Here is an 18,902-nt window from a genome sequence, read left to right on the forward strand (position 1 = left end):
CTCAACCTACTCACAGGTTCTCGAGAGCCGCGTTGCACATATCACCCGGGCAACCACCCGGGGTGACGTCAACGACCGGGGAATCTGACCCTCGGGTCAGTCGTTCGCCGGCAGGATCCGCGTACGCACCTCGCCGAAGCCGATCCGCTCGCCACCCGCGCCCGGCGCCGTGGCCGAGATGGCGATCTCGTCGCCGTCGAGCAGGAACGTCCGCTCCGCGCCGTTGACCGTGACGGGCTCCTTTCCGCCCCACGTCAACTCGATGAACGCGCCACGCTGGTCCTTCTCCGGTCCCGAGATCGTGCCCGACGCGAACAGGTCGCCGGTGCGCGCGGCGGCACCGTTGACGGTCATGTGGGCGAGCATCTGTGCGGGAGACCAATACATGGAGGCGTACGGCGGCCGGGACACGACCTGACCGTTCCATTCCACCGCGAGATTGATGTCGAGGCCCCAGGGCTCGTGCTCCTGCAGGTACGGCAGGGGGGTCGGGTCCTGCGTGGGGGTGCGTACGCGCGCCTCCTCCAGCGCGAGCAGCGGCACGACCCACGGGGAGATCGACGTGGCGAACGACTTGCCGAGATAGGGGCCGAGCGGCACGTATTCCCAGGCCTGGATGTCGCGCGCCGACCAGTCGTTGACGATCACGACGCCGAACACGTGGCGCGCGAAGCTGCCGGTGCCGATCTGCTCGCCGAGCTCGGAGCCGGTGCCGACGATGAAGCCCATCTCGGCCTCGATGTCGAGGCGCTTCGACGGTCCGTAGGTCGGGGCCGCCTCGCTCGGCGCCTTGGCCTGGCCGCAGGGACGGGTGATGTCAGTGCCGGAGACGATGACGGTGCCGGAGCGCCCGTGATAGCCCACCGGGAGGTGCTTCCAGTTCGGCATCAGCGGCTCCGAGTCGGGCCGGAACAGGCGCCCGAGGTTCGAAGCGTGGTTCTCCGAGGCGTAGTAGTCGACATAGTCGGCCACCTCGATCGGCATGTGCAGCCGCACCTCGGCGACCGCATGCACGGCGTCGTCCGGCAGGTCTTCCGTAACACGCTCGTGGATCTGGCGCCGCACCTCGACCCACCGCTCGTAGCCGCCTTCCATGAAGGCGTTCAGCGACGGCTGGGCGAAGTCGGGATCGTCGAACAGGGCGTGCAGGTCGACGACGTGGTCGCCCACGCGTACGCCGACCCGCGGCTCCGCGTCGGCGGGGGAGAAGACGCCGTACGGCAGGTTGGCCAGGCCGAACAGCGAACCGGCGGGGATGTCGATCGTGGTCACGGTCACTCCTTCGTGATGGTGTCTCGGAGCGTAGTGGACGATCGGTCCCGGCAGTTATCCACAGATCTGTCCACAACCGGGGGATAACTCACACGCCTGTAGTTCCACCCATGTGACCTCGCTGATACAGCGGCCCGGCGTACGCGGGGTCACCCGAGCGAGCGCACGCTGTAGTTCACGCGGCGGCCCTCGATCGCCGTCACCTTGAGCTCGAAGCGGCCGCTGGCCGCCTGGCCGTCGAGGCGCTTGAGGTCGCACACCATCGACTCGCCCACCTTCGCCGCGAGGTTGCCGGGGCACTGGACGAAGGCCGACTTGCCGGTCTTCTCCTTGATCATGGCCTGGATCTTCACCTCGACAGACGCCTTGGGGACGTAGCCGTTCTTGACCTCGTCGTCATCGGGGGTCGGGTTGTAGGGGGTGCGGCTGGGGGCGGTGCTCGACGTGGGTCGGGTGCTGGTCGACGGCCGCGTGCTGGTGCTGGTCGACGGCCTGGGGGACGTGGTCGCCCGCGTACGGGTGGGTGCGGGGGTCGGCTCGCTGGAGGGCTCCCTCGTGGGGTCCTCGCCCGCCGGGGGCGTGGCGGGCGAGGTGGAGGGGCTGACCGGAGGCGAGACCGACGGGGGGCCGGCGAAGGTCACGCCGGGGATGGAGGCGCAGCCGGCGAGGCCGAAGCCGGCGGACAGGGTGAGGGCGAGGGCGGCGAGGGGACGGCGGGCGGTCGTGAGGGGGGACATCGGGTGCTCCTTGTCGCTTCGGTGAAGAGGGGCGCCGGCCGGATCGGCCGGACACCCCTCTGACGCACCAGAAGTTCACTCAGGTTCCCGATTGCAAACAATCAATCCGGACGATGTGGCTCAGCCGTGCTCCTTCAGCGAATACTTCACCGTTCGTCCCTCGACACCGGTCACCGTGACCGTGTAGAGCAGGGTCCCGCTGCCATGGGTGACGCGGCACTCCTGCGTGGCGCCGACCTTCGCCCTGAGGGCGCCCTGGCAGGCGACGACGGCATCGGCGTACTTCGCGTCCTTTTGGACCACGTCCTCCTTGACCCACTCCTCGAGCTTCTCCGCGGGCACCGAGTCGCTGGTCGATGAGCCCGAGGTCGGCGGGGACGTCGGCGTCGCCTCCTGCGTCGGGGTCGGCTTGGGCGCCGCGGTTTTGTCGCCGCTGGTGTCGAGCTTCCACGCATACCTGATGTCGGTGCCCTTGGCCTCGGTCACGTTGATGTTGACCGGATAGGTCCTGCCGTTCACCGCGGCCTGGCAGGTGAGGGTTGCGCCCACCTTGCCCTCGAGGTCACCGGGGCAGGACACGCTCGCGTCCTTGCCCGTCTGGGCCTTGATCTCGGTGGACACCTTGGTCTGGATGTCGGACGCCTTCACCTTCGCCGTGGTGAACGAGAACGAGCACGCGCTCAGGGCGAAGGCGGAGGCGATGGCGGCGGGGACGAGGACGAGCTTCTTCATGGAGATCTCCTGGGACGACGTCCGTGCGGGGTGCTGCGGAACGATCCTTCGACGCGAGGAGGCTTCACAATGTTCCAAATGCAAATGCTCCGGAACGCCTGCTCCCCAGCCTAGAGCGCGCCGAGGGCCATCATCTCGTCCCGCGGCTCGTCGATGCTGCAGGTGCCGAACGACGTGAACGCCGCCCGTACGCGCGCGGCCCGCGCGTCGTCGAGGTCCCGCAACGCCGCCACGACGGTCGGCCCGTCCCGTTCGGCCAGGGCCGCGCGTACGCCGGGCTGGTCGCCCTCGAGCGCGCGCTCGGTCGCCCACAGCAGGTTGAGGAACCCGTGTTGCTCGAAACCGCGCTCGGGGTCGGTGTTGCGCAACGCGTGGTGGAGGCCGGCGGTCGCCTTGAACGGCACGCCATGACCCACGGCCAGCGCGATCGAGGATGCCAGCTCGTCCTCGTCGGGATAGAGGTCAGCCCTCACCCCGCCCGTGCGGAACTTGGCCTTGAAGCGCGTGCCGGCCAGGGCCTCGACGAACCCGGCCCGCCGCGAGTCGCGCGGAACCTCGACGAACACGTCGACCACGGTGAACCCCTCGGTCTGCGCCTCCAGCTCGGCCACCGTCGCCGCCCCGCTCGCCTCCGCGTCGGGCACGACCTCGAGCGCAACCAGCATCGCCGCGGGGACGTCGAAGACCAGCTCCGCGACCTCGCGTACGCGGCCCGGCGACGGCACGACGACCGACAGCGGGAGGTCGCCGTCGGCGATCCCGTGGCGGGTCAGTGCGGGCAGCTCGCCGACCGCGGCCGCCGACACCACCAGCGGGCCGACGAGGTCGCGGTGGCCGGATCGCCGGTGGGTGAGGTGGTCCGGAACCGCCCGATCGAGCGGCTTCAGTCCGGGCGGGAAGATGGCCGCGTCGTCGCAGAGCCGGGCGTACAGGACGGGGACGTCCATCAGAACTCCTCCACCCCGCCGTCCGACGTGCCGGCGTCCGAGCCGTCGACCAGGCCGCTGGCCGTGGTCGCGACGGACTCGGGGCCGCGTCCCGACCAGGTCCAGGGGTACGCGGGGTCCTCGCACGCCAGGGCGCCCTCGCCCAGTTCGAGCGGGCGGAAGGTGTCGACCATGACCGCCAGCTCGTCGAAGAACTCGACCCCGATGGACCGTTCGTACGCGCCCGGCTGCGGCCCGTGCGCGTGGCCGCCCGGGTGGATCGAGATGGAGCCCTGGCCGATGCCGGAACCCCTGCGCGCCTCGTAGTCGCCGCCGCAGTAGAACATGATCTCGTCGGAGTCGACGTTCGAGTGGTAGTAGGGCACCGGGATCGCCAGCGGGTGGTAGTCGACCTTGCGCGGCACGAAGTTGCAGATGACGAAGTTGTTGCCCTCGAACACCTGGTGGGCGGGCGGCGGCTGGTGGACGCGGCCGGTGATCGGTTCGTAGTCGGCGATGTTGAACTTCCACGGATAGAGGCAGCCGTCCCAGCCGACCACGTCGAACGGGTGGTTCGGATAGACCATCTTCGTGCCGACGATGCCGGTCGAGCCCGAGTGCTTCACGAGAACCGGCACGTCGGTGCCCTCGGCGAGCAGCGGCTCGGTCGGGCCGTGGAGGTCGCGCTCGCAGAACGGCGCGTGCTCGAGCAGCTGGCCGAACTTCGACAGATAGCGGCGGGGCGGGACGATGTGGGAGCTGGCCTCGATGCAGTACGCCCGGAGCGGCGCCTCGCCAGTCGGCACCCAGCGGTGCGTCGTGGCGCGGGGGATGCACACGTAGTCGCCCTCGACCGCCTCGATCGCGCCGAAGACGGTCTCGACCCGCGCGGTGCCGGACTCGACATAGACCATCTCGTCGCCGATCGCGCTGCGATAGAGCGGGGACTCCTTCTTGGCGACGACGTAGGACAGGCGCACGTCAGGGTTGCCGAGGATCAGGCGACGGCCGGTGACGACGTCGGTGTCGGCCCAGGTGTCCTCACCGAACAGCTCGTGGAGCTTCAGGTGGCGCGGCATCAGCGGGTGGTTCGGCGTGGTGCGCTGGTCGGGCACCTCCCAGACCTCGCAGGCGACGATCGCCGACGGCAGGTGGCGGTGATAAAGCAGGGAAGAGTCCGACGAGAACCCCTCCTCGCCCATGAGCTCCTCGTAGTAGAGGTCACCCTCGGGTGTGCGGTGCTGCGTGTGGCGCTTCGGGGGAATGGCGCCGAGGGCGCGGTAGTGGGGCACGGGAGCTCCTGCCGGTCGTCCGCAACGGTGCGGATGATAAAGGTGTGTATGAGCGTATGACGCGGCTCACAGTTGCGCAAGTGCGACATCTGTCACACTGAGGCAACTCGGAGCCGACTCAAGGAGGAGGACAGGTGACCGAACAGCCGGCGTACTGGGCGTTCGTCGAGCGCGCCCGCGCCCGTCTCGTCGACGGCCAGGTGGGGCCGGCCGAGCCCGAGGCCACGCGCCTGCTGCTGGCGCTGAACCGCGCGTCGGGCACCGTCACCTATGACCTGGAGGCCACCGTCCACCGCCCGCGCGGGCGGAGCTGGGCCGCGTACCGGCTGATGTTCGTGCTCTGGCTGTCCGGCGAGCTGGAGTCGAAGGAGGCGGCGCGGTTGACGGGCCAGAGCCGCGCGGCGACGTCGAACCTCACCGGCCCGCTGGTCGCGGCGGGGGTGGTCGCCAAGCGCCCGGATCCCGGCGACGGCCGCGGCGTGCTGTTGTCCCTCACGGGCAACGGTCTGGTGGAGATCAAAGAGGTGTACGCGGAGCAGAACGCCCGGGAGCGCCAGTGGGCGGGGGCGCTCGATGCCGCGGAGCGGGCGACGTTGATCGCGCTGCTCGACAAGCTGGTGTCGCGGCCGGGGTTCGCGGTGAACGAACGCGACTGAACGCTGGCTGAGCGAGCGCGCCCTGTTCACGCTGGCTGAGTGCGCGGACCCTGTTCACGCTGGCTGAGCGAGCGCGCCCTGTTCACGCTGGCTGAGCGAGCGCCAGCGAGTCGAAGCCACCAACGCCACGAGGGCCCCGGATTTCTCCGGGGCCCTCGTTGGGTTGCTGGGGGTGGAACCCGTCAGCGACCGATCTTGCCGTCGTTGTCGCGATCGAGCTTGTCGCCGATCTTGTCCTTCAGGTCGCGGTCGCCGTCGCCGTCGCGGTCACCCGTGCGGCCGGTGGTGCCACGGGTGCCGGTGCCGTCGGTGTCGACCTCGATCTCTTCGCGCTTGGTGTTGGCCTGGACCGTCTCCGTGTCGGTGACGGTCTCCTTGCCGACGTTCACACGCTCGGTGGCGACGGTCTCCTTCTCGACGACCGGGCGCTCCTCGTGGAGGGTGATCGTCTCTTCGGTGGTGTCCTTGCCGATCGTGTGGTTCGAGGCGCGGTCACCGCTCAGCTTCTCGCGCTCGACGTGGAGCTCCTCGCGCTGGACGGGGACCTCGACGCGCTGGGTCTCGTTGACGACATGCTTGCGCAGGCGGGCCTGGCCGGCCTCGCGACGCTCGGTGCCGACGTTGAGGCGCTCCTCGTGGGCGACGAGCGACTCCTTGCCGTCGTGGTCGCGGTCGGTGCCGGCGGTGCGATCGCGATCGAAGTCACGGTCGTGGGTGCCAGCGGTGGCGGCGGTGCCAGCCGTACCGGCGGTGCCGGCGGCAGCGGTACGCGTACGGTCGTGGTCACGGTCGTGCGTGCCGGCCGTGCCGCCCTCGAGCTTGTAGTAGCGATACAGCTCCTCCTCCTCGGCGGGCGAGAGGTGCTGGTCGACGTCGACGTTCGGGGCGTCCTTGACGAAGGACTTCTCGTAGGGAACGCGCACCTCGTCGCCGGAGATCGTCGCATCCTTCAGCGGAACGAAGGTTTCCTGCGTGCCGAAGAAGCCGGTCGAAACGGTGACCCAGCTCGGCTGGCCGGTGTTGTCGTCCAGGTAGAGCTGGCCGACCGAACCGATCTTGTCGCCGTCGCGGTCATAGACCGTCGAGTTGACGAGAGCATCGATGTTCTGGTTCGTGGTCATGCGGATCTCCTTTGCGTGTGGCATTGGTGTGAGAGTCCTCGACCCTCCCGAATGGGTTTGTCGACTTCTCGGTGTTCTGAGTGTAGCGACGTGCGTCACAGTCGCTGCGGCGGGGTGGGGATGGGGGTTACTGGTGAGTTGGCCACGGTACCGTTATCTGTTCGAGATTTGCTTGTTCACAAGGGAATTCCCGTGATCTGTTCGTGACACTGCGCCGCGGTGTCGCCTTGGCGAGGGCTGGATGGGGGGCCGAGATGTCGAGCAGACCCTCGGATGGTCGAGCGAACCCCTGGATGGTCGAGCAAACCCCTGGATGGTCGAGCAAACCCCTGGATGGTCGAGCGAACCTCCGCAATACCGGGGGTTTCGTGGACCGAACCTGGGTCTGGTCGTCGCGGTGGGGGTTTGGTGAAAGGGGAGGGCCCGGGCAGTTGAACTGCCCGGCCCCCTGTGGATGCTGCGAAGGATCAGCGTTGATCGCCGTGGCGGTTGGTGCCGTCGCGAAGATCGCCCATCTGGTCGCGAAGGTCGCGGTCGCCATCGCCATCGCCGTCACGGTCTCCGGCGACGCCACCCTGCTGCGGGGTTCCGCCCTGGTGGCCCGGTCCGCGGTCGTCGTCGTACGCCTGGCCCTGCTGGTTCAGGCCCCCCTGCTGCTGCACGCCCTGGTCATAGCCCTGCTGGTGACCGGCCGCGCCCTGCTGGGGGTGCTGGTTGAAGCCACCCTGCTGGTCATAGCCCTGACCCATGCCCTGCTGGTTCATGCCCTGCTGGTCAAACCCCTGCGGGTTCATGCCCTGCTGGTTCATCCCCGGCTGGCCCATTCCCTGCTGCATGCCGCCCTGCTGAGCCTGCTGTCGGCCCGCTTCGAAGCCCGCCTGGTAGGGGTCCTGACCGCCCGGCGGCATGCCGCCCTGCTGCATGCCGCCGGCCGCCATGGCACCCTGCTGCATCCCGGGCTGCTGCATCCCGCCCTGGCCCATGCCACCCTGGCCGCCGCCGAAGCCGTCGTTCTCGTGGCGGCGCAGTCGGTTGCGGCGCTGGCCCATCGCGGCACCGCCAGCGGCCCCGGCCGCCCCGGCGGACGCGGCCGTGCCCATGCCGCCCCGACCGCCGTCGCGGCCGTCGCGGTCCAGGGCATTCGGGCGCCCGTCGTGGTCGCGGTCGCCCATCAGCCCGCCCTCGTGACGATCATGGTCGCGTCCGCGGTCGTCATGGTCGCCGTCATTCGTCGGCAGCCCATAGTGGCGATAGAGCGAGTCCTCCTCGTCGTCGGGCGACAGGTGGTCGCCGACATCGCGGGAGGGGGCGTCCTTGATCACGGCCTTCTCGAACGGCAGGCGGATCTCGCCCTCGGAGTGCTGGGCGCCGTTCAGGGGGACGAACGTCTCCTTGCTGCCGAAGGGGCCGGTGTTGACCGTGACCCAGCTGGGCTTGCCGGTCTTGCGTCGAGGAACAGCTGACCCACCGAGCCGACCTTGTCGCCGTCGCGGTCATAGACCGTCGAGCTCGTCAGCTTGCGGATCGCGTCGCGGCTGTCGTGGCCGGAGTCGTGCCCGGTCGTGGGACCGTCGTGGTCGTTGCGGCCGAGTGCGTTCGGCTTGCCGTCGTGATCGCGGTCGCCGGGCAGTCCGCCCTCGCGGTCGTGGCTGTGATGGGTCATTGCAGTCCTCCCTGGTTCGGAGTCGCGCGTGCCGTGGTGGCCATACTTAGAAGAGGACAATAGCGCCAACTGTGACCTACATCACAGGGGGGTCGGGTCAGCCCTTCGCGTGGACCCGGTCCGCGTACGCGATGGCCCGATCGGCCCGCTCCGCGCCGAACACGCGCAGGAATTCCGCGATGTCGGGATGACGCTCGGCGACCAGAGCGGCGGCGTCCAGCCACTCGCCCGCGCCCGCGGTCTCCCGGCAGATCTCCTGGATCTCCGCGCCCAGCGGGCGCGTACGCCTTCCCGTCGTCGTGGTGGGCCCGTGGAACACGTCCTGGTTGTCGGCGTTGGCCTGCAACTGGGCGAGGGCCTCGGGCAGCGCGAGCTCGCCGGCCTCGACCTGCTGGGCGATCTGGGTCATCCATTGGAGGCGCTGGGCGGCGGCGGGATTGCCGATCTTGATGCGGCGGCCGTTGATCAGCTGCGACAGCATGGGCGCGGAGACCCCGAGCAGCTCCGAGACCCGGGCCTGGGTCAGCTGGAGGGAGGTGGCGCAGCGGCCGAGCACGGTCTGGAGCGGCTCGCCATAGAGTTCGATCTGGCGCGCCCGCGTTGCCGTGACCTCATCGTCCACGCTCTGCTGCATCATTCCTCACTCGATGAACTCCGCGGGCCGGGGCGCCCGCGGCGGAACGTTTCAGACCGTAGCAAGCACGAGGGCCGCCACGAGGCAGATCATCCCCATGCCCGCGAGGAGGGGCACCGCGATCGGCGTACGCCGGGTGTCGGCCGTGGTCTCGACGGCGTGTGACCCGGTGGCGTACGCGGGCTGCCCCACGGTGTGCGGGCCCGTCACGGGGAACCCGGCCCCGGTGAACGTCGGCGGGGTGTTCGGGAACGCGCCCTGCCGCTGCAGCCCCTGCGTGGCGGGGGTGTTGGGGGTGCCGAACGCGCGCGGGTGGGCGGACCCGCCGGGGCCCCAGCCGGGCGGCAGGTCGCCGACCTGGTCGAAGACCTCCACGGGGTGGCTGCGCGGATCGGTCGTGGCCCGCAGCGTACGCAGGGCCGCGCGCGCCTCGGACGCCGACGCGAACCCGTGGCCCGAGTCGGCCCACAGGCGCTCGACGAACCCGCGTACGTCGGGGGCGACCGCGGACAGGTCCACGGGCGGGTCGGTCTCGCGGGGCCGCCGAGCCGTGAGCATCTCGGCGAGCACGGCCGCGGCCGCGTACAGGTCCTGGGCGGGCTCGGGGTCGACGCCCATGCGGGCGAGGGGGGACATGTAGCCGGGGGTGCCGACGACCTCCGTGGTGTGGGTGAGTCGAGGGTCGGATTCGTGGGCGGCGATGCCGAAGTCGGCGAGGCGCACGTCGGGCAGGCCGGCGCCGGTCGCGGCCAGCAGGAGGTTGGCGGGCTTGATGTCGCGATGGATCAGGCCGCGCTCGTGGATCGCCTCGAGCGCCTGCAGCAGCTGGTCGGTGACGATCAGCGCCCACCAGTCGGGCAGCGGGCCGTAGTCCTTGACCATGGTCGAGACCGAACCGCCGGTCGCGAGGTCCATCGTGAACAGGATCTGGTCGTCCTCGCCGACCCACGACTGGGGCGCGCAGACGTGGGGGTGTTCGATGCGATGGCCGGTCTCGCGGATGAAGCGCAGCAGTGACGCCGCGTCGGACTGCTTCAGCAGCTTCGCGGCCCGATAGCGCTGCTCCTTGTGGTCCCAGGCGCGCCAGACGGTGCCGGCGCCACCCGCGCCGATGTTGTCCACCAGTTCATAGCGGCCGCCGAACACCTCACCCATGGGGCAAGGATGCCACGCCAGTCACGTTGGCTGAGTGAGCGAAGCGAGTCGAATCACGTTGGCTGAGTGAGCGAAGCGAGTCGAAGCCCTCGCGCCGCTGCTTGGCGCCATGGCCCCCCAGTGACGACAATGGCCGGGTGACCCGATCGACCCGCCTCGCCGCCCTGGGCGCCGCCGCCACGATGTGGCTGGGCTGTGGGGTGGCGTACGCGCCCTTCGCGGCCGCCGCCCCGCCGACCGTACGCGGGACCGAGGGCCGGGAGCAGGCTCCGGTGCTGCCCCTGGGTGACTCGGTAGACGTGTTGGGGTCGGTCAGCAACAAGTCGGCGATGACGCGCCACTACCGCGTCGAGCGGCCCGACCTCGCGTCGTCGGTGTTCTTCGGGGCCGCGATGAGCGTGCCGGATATCGGATCGGACGGGGTGTCGATCACGACGGAGGCGGGGAAATACGAGACGTGCTCGACGGGGTCGGGCAACTCGACGGGCTCCGACGGGCGCGCGGTCGTGGCGAGCGGTGCCAATGCGATGGAGACCTGCCCCCAGCAGCAGCAGGTGACCGCCCAGCTGGAGCGCTATGACCTCGACTCGATGACGTCGACGAAGAAGGAGGCGCCGGTCCTGCTGCGTGTCACCCGCGTACCGCGCGTCACGAACCTCGAGGAGCTGCCGACCGCGCTCCCGAAGAGCAGCAACAAGGAACTGCCGCAGGGGACCGAGGGGAAGGTCACGCCGGGGGCGACGATCACCGAGCCTGCGCCGGTGCAGCACGGCCACAGCTATCGGCTCGACATCACGACGTCGAAGCCGCAGTTCTTCGTCGTCGACGTGGGGTGGGGCCAGACGCTCGCGGTGCAGGGCCAGACGACGCGTACGCCGGAGATGCAGGCGGTGCGCGACAAATATCCGGCGCTGCAGATGAACATCCTCGGCCCGACGCTGAACGAGGTCGCCGAGGCCGAGGTGTCGCTGAGCTCCGAGACCGGGCGCCGCGCGGCGGTGGCGGCACCGGTGGTGTGGCGGTCGTACGCGAAGTCGGGCAAGTCGTCGTTCATGGCCGGCAAGCACCTGATCGTGGTCGGGGTGCCGGAGAAGCCGTTCGGGAAGCCGGTGAGTTTCTCCTACACGCTGACGATCGACGTGGCCGGTGACATTACGGGCGTCCCGAAGTTCGAGGGCGAGGTCGAGGGCGGGGGCGCACCGAAGGCGGCGGCGACGCCGGTCAAGCGGTATGCGGCCGTGGGCCTCGGCATCGCGGGATCGCTGATGCTCATCGCGTCGGGCGTGGTCTGGTCGCGGTCACGGGCGTAGGGAACGCTCTCCGAGCGAGCTGGAGTCGGGCCACTCGGGGCGCGATGTGACTTTTCGCTCATCAGTGGCGATCTCGCGCCCGTTCTGGGCCTCGAGATCGTCACTGACGAGCGATCTGTCCCACTCATTTGGTTTCGAGCAGGATGCGCCCGCAGCGTCTCCCTCAGCCAGTGATTCCGCACTAAAGCGTTGACAGCCGCGGGTAGTTCTCGGGCTCAGGCTGGTCCAAGTTTCTCCTGAGTTCGTCGGCGATGGCTGTGGCCCGTGCGTGGGCTTGGTCGATGGTTTCGTGATCTTGTGGGGCCGCTACGCGGAGTGCCTCGGTTCGTGTACCCCGCGTGGCTGCAACGATCACGTCGCCATCCCTGCGCACGGCAGCTCCTTCCCAGTGGATGTGGGCATCGGCGGTGTCGTCTTGAGAGAGGGCTATGCGAACCAGGCGCCCCAGTCGGTGGCTCGGGGTCTCCCAATTGTGATCTGTGAGCATGTGGGTCAGGGCGGTGTCGTAGGTCTCGCGCTCGAAGGCGTACCGGGTGGGAGGGGCCAAGCGTGTCTCGTGGAGGTCCCACAGGACATGATCGTCGGCGGCACTGATGGTGACCCATTGCGGGGAGCATCCCAGGTCGCCACACGTGCAGCGGAGCACGAGGACGCGGGACGGTTCGGGGTGTACCGCCCAGAGGTGATTGGCCGCGATGGGATGTGCCGGTGTTCCTGTTGAAGGCATGAGTGTCCAGGGATGGAGGCCGAACCCCTCGCTCTCGGCAGCCAGGTCGCGGCCGTTGATCAGGGGGCTCAGGCCCGGGAGTCCACGATCTGCCTGCCAGTCGATGCGCCACTCTAGGGTCGCAGTTTCGCCTTCGCTGTCCATGGACCAGAGACTAGTTCGCCATGGGGTATGGGATGATTGCGAAGGGACCCTTTTGGTGGGATAAAGCCCTATGTGGGCCAGGCGCCTCGCGCAGATCGCTTCCTCGCGAGGCAGGGGGATTACGTTAAGGCCCATCCGAATGCGGATTTCGAGTTCGACGTCCTTGGCCACGCCGGCCCGGGCAAAGAACTTTATAGGCTCGAAGAGGTCCACATGCGAAGGCTGGGTGGGCCAACTAATAAGGGGAACCCAAATGGTGGGCTATCGAACAAGCGGCATCAAATGAGTGAGTCAAATTATCGGAATGCTGGAGGGGATCCCAATTGAGGAAGCCACCGCAAAATGAGGCGCTGAGGGTCTCGAAGATTGTCCCTTGGCAGGAGATGTTCGGCGGGTTATAACCGTGGAAAGGGTCGAGGAGATCCATCCGATCTTCATGAGATCTCCTTGATGTCCATGTTCTCCGAGCGAGCTGGAGTCGGGCCACTCGGGGCGCGGTGTGACTTTTCGCTCATCAGTGGCGATCTCGCGCCCGTTCTGGGCCTCGAGATCGTCACTGATGAGCGATCTGTCCCGCTCACGTGGCCTCGAACTGCCTGGCCGGAGCAGCACTGTGTCCCCCCAGTTGGGCCCCCGGGTCTTGTGTGGCGGGCTACGCATTGGCGACGCTGGTTCCATGACCCCTTCCTCCGCCGAGGCGGCGAACACTCTGGCGCCCGCATCCCCTGCCCGCGTCGACGTCATCGCGTGGCTGCTGCAGGGGGAGGCAGCCCTGCGCTGGCAGGTGGAGCGCGACCTCATGGACGCGCCCGAGGAGATCGGGCAGGAAACCCGGTCCCGCGTACCCCATGAGGGATGTGCTGCCGTCATCATCGGCCACCAGGACCCCGACGGGCAGTGGGACGGTGGGGCGTTCTTCCCCGGCGACCTGCAGCCGGGGGCGGAGGGGCCGGCCCACCAGGAACCCGGGCAGCCATGGACGGCCACCTACTGGTCGCTGCTGACGCTCCGGGAGTGGGGGGTGGAGCCGGACGCGTTGCGCGAGGACACGGCATCGCTCCTGGAGGCGAACAGCCGGTGGGAGTATGACGACCTCCCGTTCTGGGAGGGCGAGGTCGATGCCTGCATCAATGCGGGGACGCTGGCCAACGGGTCGTGGCTGGGACGGGACGTGTCCGGGCTGGAGACCTGGTTCGTGGAGCACCAGATGGCCGAGGGCGGGTGGAACTGCGACTGGGTGGAGGGGTCGCAGCGAGCGTCCTTCCACTCGACGCTCAACACGCTGGTTGGCCTTCTGGACCACGAGGCGCGTACCGGCGCGACACCGGCGCTGGTGGAGGCGCGACACCGGGCGCAGGAATACCTGCTGCAGAGGGAACTCATGCGGAGCCGCACCACCGGCGAGGTGCACACGCCGTGGGCCACGCACTGGGCGTACCCGTTCCGGTACTACAGCGTGATCCGGGCGGCGGACCACTTCCGCGCCGCGGCGCTGCATGACGGCGTGGGGCCGGATCCGCGGATGGAAGCGGCGGTCGAGCACATCCGCCAGCAGCGGCAGGCGGACGGCACGTGGCGCCAGCAGCTGCGGCACGAGGGGCGGGCGTGGTGTCAGATCGACGTCGACGCCGGGCAGCCCTCGCCGTGGCTGACGTTCACAGCGTTGCGGGTGTTGGAGTGGTGGGACGCGTCGCGCTGAGGATCTACCGCCCCCGCGCCACCTCGATCATCGCGGAGTCGTCCGCCCGCCCCAGCCCCGCCCGTCGCCCCGCCACGAACTGTTGCAGCGCCGCCGCCGCGATCGGCGTCGGCTGCGCCGCCGCGCGCGCCGAGTCGGTGACCAGCCCGAGGTCCTTGTGCATGATGTCCAGCGCGCTGCGTACCTCCACGTCCGGATAGTCGACCATCCGCGCGCCGCGGTCGGTGAACATGAACGACGCCGCGGCCCCGTCCTTGAGCGCCTCCCACGTCGTCGCGGCGTCGAGTCCGAGGGACTCCGCGTACGCCAGGGCCTCGCCGGCCACCGCCACGTGGACGCCGCACAGCAGCTGGTTCACGAGCTTGAGCCGCTGGCCGTCGCCGGCGTTCGGGCCGACCACCGACACCGTCGAGGCCAGGTCGTCGAGGACCGGCCGCGCGGCGGCGACGTGCTCGTCCGCGCCGCCGACCATGATCAACAACTCGCCGCTCGCGGCGCGCGCCGAGCCGCCGGAGATGGGCGCGTCCACGAACCCGACGCCGTGCGCGGCCAGCGCCTCGGCCGTCGCGATCGCCGCGTCGGGGCCGATGGTCGCGAAGACGATCACGGTCGACCCCGGCTTCAGCTCGGCGACCAGCCCCGAGTCGACAAGCACGGCCCTGACCTGGGCCGGGGTCGCGACGACGACCCCCACCACGTCGGCGTCGTCGACCGCCTCGGCCGCCGACGCGGCCGGGCGTACGCCGCCGGTGCACCAGCGCTCTACGAGCTCCGGTGCGATGTCGTACGCGGCCACCTCGCGCCCCGCGCGGCCCAGGGTGCGGGCCATGGGCCCGCCCATCGCGCCGAGCCCGATCCATCCGATCTTCATGAGATCTCCTTGTTGTCCACGTTCTCCGAGCGAGCACTTCGACTCGGCCGCGGGCGTCCTCGCCCAGCACGCGCTTCGCGCGTCGAGGAGTCCTCACGGAACAGCTCGATCGCATCCGCCAGCGCGTGCTCGTCGCCCACGTTGCCGGCGAACACCACATAGGGCGTGCCGACGACCCCGGCCGGTGCGTCATCGGGCCGCAGCACCGACACCATGCCGGGGAACAGCTGCCCCAGCACGGTCGCGCGGCGGATCCCGAGCCCGCGGACGGCGACGTCGTGCGACGTGATGCCGCCCTTGCCGATTACCCAGGCGGGCCGCGCCTCCAGCGCGCCGCGCACGACCTCGACGACGGCGTCAGACACCAGCCGCGCGATGCGCAGCGAATCGTCGGCGTCGGTGCCGCGCACCAACCGCCGCGAGGTGTAGACCAGCACGTCACCGGTCGCCAGCGCCTCCCGCACCTCGGCGACGACCTCGGCCACGTGGGCCTCGTCATCCCCCTCCACCAGGGTCGGCACGTCGATGACGACCTCGCGTACGCCGCCCCGCTCGCGGGCCCGTTCGACCTGCCGCGCGGTCTGGCCCACGTGGGAGCCGACGACGGCGAGCCCGTGGCCCGTGCCGGGGACACCGGAGGGCCAGATCTCGTTCCTGGAAAGGGGATCCGCGCCCTCGATGCCGGACAGCGCGCGCACCCACGAGGGGCCCGAACGGCTCAGGAAGTCTTTGCCCGTGGCGATCGCGGCGGCTGCGACGGTGTCGAGGTCGGCGTACGTCTCGGCGTTCACCACCACCCACCGCCCGTCGCCGACCTCGTCGAGGACGGCGCGCACCGCGTCGATTCCGGCCCGGATCGTCTCGAGCCCCAGCGTCGTGACTCGATCGGCCGGAACCCCCTTCGCCACGAGGAAATCGGCGAGGTTCGAGGCTGCGTACCCGAAGGTGGCATCGCGCGCGAACTCCGTCTCGCCCGCGGGCACGGGCGACCCGTCCACCATCGCGTAATGCACGTCTCCCGAGGTGAAGCGCCCCGCCTCGAGATAGGCCGGCACGAACAGGATGCCGTCGAATCCCTTGCCCAGCGCGCTTTCCCGCGCCCGATCCAGCGCCGCTACCTCGGCGAGCACGTGCCCGCGCAGCGTCGAGTCCGACCGCGACACGACGTCGAGGCGCCATCCGCGGTCGCGCTGCAGGGCGAACAGGTCGCGGGCGACGCGGTCGGTGAGCGCGACGGCATCGGCCTGGTCCAGCGAGCGGGTGTTCGTGAGCAGGAAGGCGGTCGAGCCCGGCTCCGCGAGCGCGGCCGCGTACGCGTCGGGCTCCAGGACCGTCACCACCGCCACGTCGTGGACCGCCTGGGAGCCGGTGGGGTCGTCGTCGAGGGCGACAGTACGCCGGCCCGCGGCGACGCGGGCCGCCATCAGCCGGCTCGGGTCGGGGTTCACCGAGGCGTCGCCGGTCATGAGATCTGGATCCCGCCGTTGACGTCATAGGTCGCGGCGGTGATGTTGCCGGCGTCGGGGCCCATAAGGAACGCGATGAGGGCGGCGACCTCCTCGGGGGTGCTGATGCGCCGCGTGAGCGCGTCGACCGACATCGACTCCTTGCGCTCGTCGGTGAGGGTGCCGCCCATGATGTCGGTGTCGACCGGGCCGGGCGACACCGCGTTGACGGTGACGCCGTGGGGGCTGACCTCGCGGGCGAGGGCACGGGTGAGGCCGATGATGCCGGCCTTGGCGGCGGAATAGGCGACCTTCGAATAGGTCCCGCCGCCGCGCTGGGCCGAGATCGACGACAGCGACACGACGCGGCCGACACCCGCTTTGATCATGGACGGGAGCGCGCGCTGGGTGACGAGGAACGCGCCGCGCAGGTTCACCGCCATGACGCGGTCCCAGCCCTCGACGGTCTCCTCCAGGAACGGCGTGGGCGACGAGATGCCGGCGAGGTTCACCAGCCCGATGACCGGCGGGAGCGACTGCTCGATGCCGGCGTACGCGACCTCCACCGACGCCTGGTCCGACACGTCGGCGGCGAACCCGCGGGCCGGTACGCCGTGCTCCGCCGCGATCTCCTCGGCGACGCTCTGGGCCGCGCCGGCGTCGAGGTCGACGATCGCGATGGCCCAGCCTGCGGCCGCGAGGGCGTGGGCGGTGCAGCGCCCGATGCCGCGAGGTGACGCGGCGCCGGTGAGGACGGCGGTGCGGTCATGGGGGAGGGACATGCGAGCTCCTTCGATCGACTGGTCCGATCGTGGAGGGACGAACGCGCGTGGTCAAGCAGTGGCGGGGAACAGCGGACGCCGCGCCCTGCACGAGCGAGCCCCGCGAAGGGGGCTCACCCGTGGTCATGGCGCGGATCCCTATCGACGAACCGCTTCCCGAAGCTCGGTCGCCAGGGGGCCGGCCGGCATGGCTGCAGCGCTGGGCCACTGCCAGGCGGAGCGCAGGATGAAGGCCAGCAGAATCACCTCGATTCCGATGGAGAGGGCGTAGTACGGGGCCCAGGCCCAGGACGCCCCTGCCGCGTTGAAAACCATGAGGGGAATGTAGAGGGCTCCAGCGACGAGGTTCGCGGTGCGGCTCACCCGGGCTGGGAGCGTCACGGAAAGCATCACCATCAGCGCCGGGATCCCTATGATCACCAGGAAAATGATCATCACAGTGGGGGTGATGGTGAACGCGTAGATGCCGCCGCCTCGGATCTGGTCAATGGCGCCGGGCTGGTAGAGGTGGAAGTAGTCGATGTAGATGACGAAGAACATCAAGCTGGTCCAGGCTGCCGCAAGCTTCCCGCGCACGGGGATCGGCGGGTCGTCGAGCACGGTCGAGGTGTTCGTTCGGATGGTCATCAGCGCTTCTTTCGAGAGGAGCGGGTCCGTCCGCCGGAGTGGCGTAGGTCTGGGGTGTATGCGCACCGGTGGGGTTCTCGTCGGTCCGGCCGTCAGGGCGTGACGACGACCTTCCCCCGGGTGTGGCCGGCCGCGACGTGGCGGAACGCGTCCGCTGCTTCATGCAGCGCGTAGGTGCGGTCGATGACGGGCCTGACCTGCCCGGTCGTCAGCAGGTCGGCCAGGGTGAGCAGGTCCTGGCGCTTCCCGATCGACGTGAACGGCCTCAGCCGCTGACGGGTGAACCCGGACAGCACGCGCGCTCTGGCGAATCGCCCCAGGGGGCCGAGCCAACGGCCGCCGTGCCCGCTGTTGGGGATCAGGGTGCCCGTGGGCGTCAGCACGTGGCGTACAGCCTCCAGGGGCTGGGCCTCCACATTGTCGAGGATCACGTCGTAGCGCTTCGCGGTGCGGGTGAAGTCGGTCGTCGTGTAGTCGATGACGTGGTCGGCGCCGAGCGACCGGACCAGGTCGAGGTTCTGGGTGCTGCAGACGCCTGTCACCTCGGCACCGAACGCCTTGGCGATCTGGACGGCGAAGGATCCCACGCCGCCCGACGCGCCCGTGATCAGCACGGCCTGTCCCGGTCGAACATTCGCGACCCTGCGCAGTGCCTGCAGCGCGGTCATGGCCGACGTGGGGACCGCCGCTGCCCCGACGACCGACACGGTGGAAGGGATGGACACGAGGTTGTCCGCCTTGACGCACGCGTACTCGGCCAGGGCTCCCGCCAAGGTCCAGCCGAACACCCGGTCGCCGGGGGCAAGGGCGGTGGCATCGTCCCCGACCGCAGCGACCACCCCGGCGAGATCCATCCCCCGGATGCCGTGGCGCGGCCGGTGGAGACCGAACGCCAGCCGCACCATGTAGGGCTCACCGGTCATGACGAAGTGGTCGCCGGGATGGATAGACGCCGCGCCCACCCGGACGAGCACGTCGCGACGACCCGGCCGCGGCATCCCCACATCGGACGACTCGAGCACGGAGGGAGGGCCGTAGCGGTGCTGGACGACAGCGCGCATCGTGGACCGCGGTTCGTTTTCCATGCAGGGGCTCCTGACGTCTGAGTC

19 protein-coding genes are annotated in these 18,902 nt (G+C 69.8%); 3 read left to right on the plus strand and 16 right to left on the minus strand.

The genetic code is table 11. The annotated features are described in order from the left end of the window. Nucleotides 1–96: 96 nt before the first annotated feature. From fahA to ACYVAG_RS11865, 5 genes are all read right to left on the minus strand, one after another. Entirely contained in the window at nucleotides 97–1,272 is a 1,176-nt protein-coding gene (gene fahA / locus ACYVAG_RS11845; RefSeq protein WP_460769913.1) for a fumarylacetoacetase, read from the minus strand. A gap of 149 nt (nucleotides 1,273–1,421) precedes the next feature. Further along, nucleotides 1,422–2,009 carry a hypothetical protein gene (locus tag ACYVAG_RS11850; protein WP_460769915.1) on the minus strand — a complete coding sequence of 196 codons (588 nt, stop codon included), beginning with the start codon at nucleotides 2,007–2,009 and terminating at the stop codon, nucleotides 1,422–1,424. 120 nt (nucleotides 2,010–2,129) lie between these two features. After that, nucleotides 2,130–2,741 (minus strand): DUF4333 domain-containing protein, encoded by a 612-nt coding sequence (locus ACYVAG_RS11855; protein ID WP_460769916.1) that lies wholly within the window; start codon nucleotides 2,739–2,741, stop codon nucleotides 2,130–2,132. A gap of 110 nt (nucleotides 2,742–2,851) precedes the next feature. Then, the gene (locus ACYVAG_RS11860; protein ID WP_460769918.1) at nucleotides 2,852–3,688 is read right to left on the minus strand and encodes a hypothetical protein; all 837 of its coding nucleotides are present in this window, start codon (nucleotides 3,686–3,688) and stop codon (nucleotides 2,852–2,854) included. Next, entirely contained in the window at nucleotides 3,688–4,959 is a 1,272-nt protein-coding gene (locus ACYVAG_RS11865; RefSeq protein WP_460769920.1) for a cupin domain-containing protein, read from the minus strand. Before ACYVAG_RS11865 ends, ACYVAG_RS11860 begins: the two co-directional genes overlap by 1 nt. A 134-nt stretch (nucleotides 4,960–5,093) precedes the next feature. On the opposite strand from ACYVAG_RS11865, the gene ACYVAG_RS11870 reads away from it, so the two are divergent. Further along, the gene (locus ACYVAG_RS11870) at nucleotides 5,094–5,615 is read left to right on the plus strand and encodes a MarR family winged helix-turn-helix transcriptional regulator (RefSeq protein ID WP_460769922.1); all 522 of its coding nucleotides are present in this window, start codon (nucleotides 5,094–5,096) and stop codon (nucleotides 5,613–5,615) included. 182 nt (nucleotides 5,616–5,797) lie between these two features. Here ACYVAG_RS11870 and ACYVAG_RS11875 read toward each other — a convergent pair whose 3' ends face one another. The 5 genes from ACYVAG_RS11875 to ACYVAG_RS11895 form a co-directional block, all read right to left on the minus strand. Beyond that, nucleotides 5,798–6,736, minus strand: coding sequence for a PRC and DUF2382 domain-containing protein (locus ACYVAG_RS11875; RefSeq protein WP_460769924.1), 939 nt, complete (start codon nucleotides 6,734–6,736; stop codon nucleotides 5,798–5,800). A 467-nt stretch (nucleotides 6,737–7,203) separates the two neighbouring features. Continuing rightward, complete coding sequence (locus tag ACYVAG_RS11880) at nucleotides 7,204–8,058, minus strand: hypothetical protein (RefSeq protein WP_460769925.1); 855 nt, start codon at nucleotides 8,056–8,058, stop codon at nucleotides 7,204–7,206. 50 nt (nucleotides 8,059–8,108) lie between these two features. Continuing rightward, nucleotides 8,109–8,399, minus strand: coding sequence for a hypothetical protein (locus ACYVAG_RS11885; protein ID WP_460769927.1), 291 nt, complete (start codon nucleotides 8,397–8,399; stop codon nucleotides 8,109–8,111). 97 nt (nucleotides 8,400–8,496) lie between these two features. Beyond that, the gene (locus ACYVAG_RS11890; RefSeq protein WP_460769929.1) at nucleotides 8,497–9,036 is read right to left on the minus strand and encodes a DNA-binding protein; all 540 of its coding nucleotides are present in this window, start codon (nucleotides 9,034–9,036) and stop codon (nucleotides 8,497–8,499) included. Nucleotides 9,037–9,084: 48 nt separating this feature from the next. Beyond that, nucleotides 9,085–10,188, minus strand: a complete 1,104-nt coding sequence (locus tag ACYVAG_RS11895; protein WP_460769930.1) for a serine/threonine-protein kinase — start codon at nucleotides 10,186–10,188, stop codon at nucleotides 9,085–9,087. Nucleotides 10,189–10,325: 137 nt separating this feature from the next. Between ACYVAG_RS11895 and ACYVAG_RS11900 the strand changes: the two genes are divergently transcribed. After that, nucleotides 10,326–11,498 (plus strand): hypothetical protein, encoded by a 1,173-nt coding sequence (locus ACYVAG_RS11900; RefSeq protein WP_460769932.1) that lies wholly within the window; start codon nucleotides 10,326–10,328, stop codon nucleotides 11,496–11,498. Between the two features lie 181 nt (nucleotides 11,499–11,679). Here the strand turns inward: ACYVAG_RS11900 and ACYVAG_RS11905 are convergent, their stop codons facing one another. After that, complete coding sequence (locus tag ACYVAG_RS11905) at nucleotides 11,680–12,582, minus strand: hypothetical protein (protein ID WP_460769934.1); 903 nt, start codon at nucleotides 12,580–12,582, stop codon at nucleotides 11,680–11,682. Between the two features lie 463 nt (nucleotides 12,583–13,045). Here ACYVAG_RS11905 and ACYVAG_RS11910 point away from each other — a divergent pair, with 463 nt between their 5' ends. Continuing rightward, the gene (locus ACYVAG_RS11910) at nucleotides 13,046–14,068 is read left to right on the plus strand and encodes a prenyltransferase/squalene oxidase repeat-containing protein (protein WP_460769935.1); all 1,023 of its coding nucleotides are present in this window, start codon (nucleotides 13,046–13,048) and stop codon (nucleotides 14,066–14,068) included. 4 nt (nucleotides 14,069–14,072) lie between these two features. On the opposite strand, the gene ACYVAG_RS11915 is transcribed toward ACYVAG_RS11910, so the two are convergent. The 5 genes from ACYVAG_RS11915 to ACYVAG_RS11935 form a co-directional block, all read right to left on the minus strand. Then, nucleotides 14,073–14,939, minus strand: a complete 867-nt coding sequence (locus tag ACYVAG_RS11915) for an NAD(P)-dependent oxidoreductase (protein WP_460769937.1) — start codon at nucleotides 14,937–14,939, stop codon at nucleotides 14,073–14,075. Further along, complete coding sequence (locus ACYVAG_RS11920) at nucleotides 14,936–16,405, minus strand: four-carbon acid sugar kinase family protein (RefSeq protein WP_460769939.1); 1,470 nt, start codon at nucleotides 16,403–16,405, stop codon at nucleotides 14,936–14,938. The genes ACYVAG_RS11915 and ACYVAG_RS11920 overlap by 4 nt, the downstream gene beginning before the upstream one ends. Further along, on the minus strand, nucleotides 16,402–17,166 hold the full coding sequence (locus tag ACYVAG_RS11925; protein ID WP_460769941.1) for an SDR family NAD(P)-dependent oxidoreductase: 765 nt from the start codon (nucleotides 17,164–17,166) through the stop codon (nucleotides 16,402–16,404). Before ACYVAG_RS11925 ends, ACYVAG_RS11920 begins: the two co-directional genes overlap by 4 nt. 138 nt (nucleotides 17,167–17,304) lie before the next feature. Next, a complete protein-coding gene (locus ACYVAG_RS11930; protein WP_460769942.1) occupies nucleotides 17,305–17,793 on the minus strand; it encodes a DUF6326 family protein in 489 nt (162 codons plus the stop codon). 92 nt (nucleotides 17,794–17,885) lie between these two features. Further along, a complete protein-coding gene (locus tag ACYVAG_RS11935) occupies nucleotides 17,886–18,878 on the minus strand; it encodes an NAD(P)-dependent alcohol dehydrogenase (protein WP_460769944.1) in 993 nt (330 codons plus the stop codon). Between the last annotated feature and the right edge of the window lie 24 nt (nucleotides 18,879–18,902).

This window comes from Mariniluteicoccus flavus, assembly GCF_054776655.1.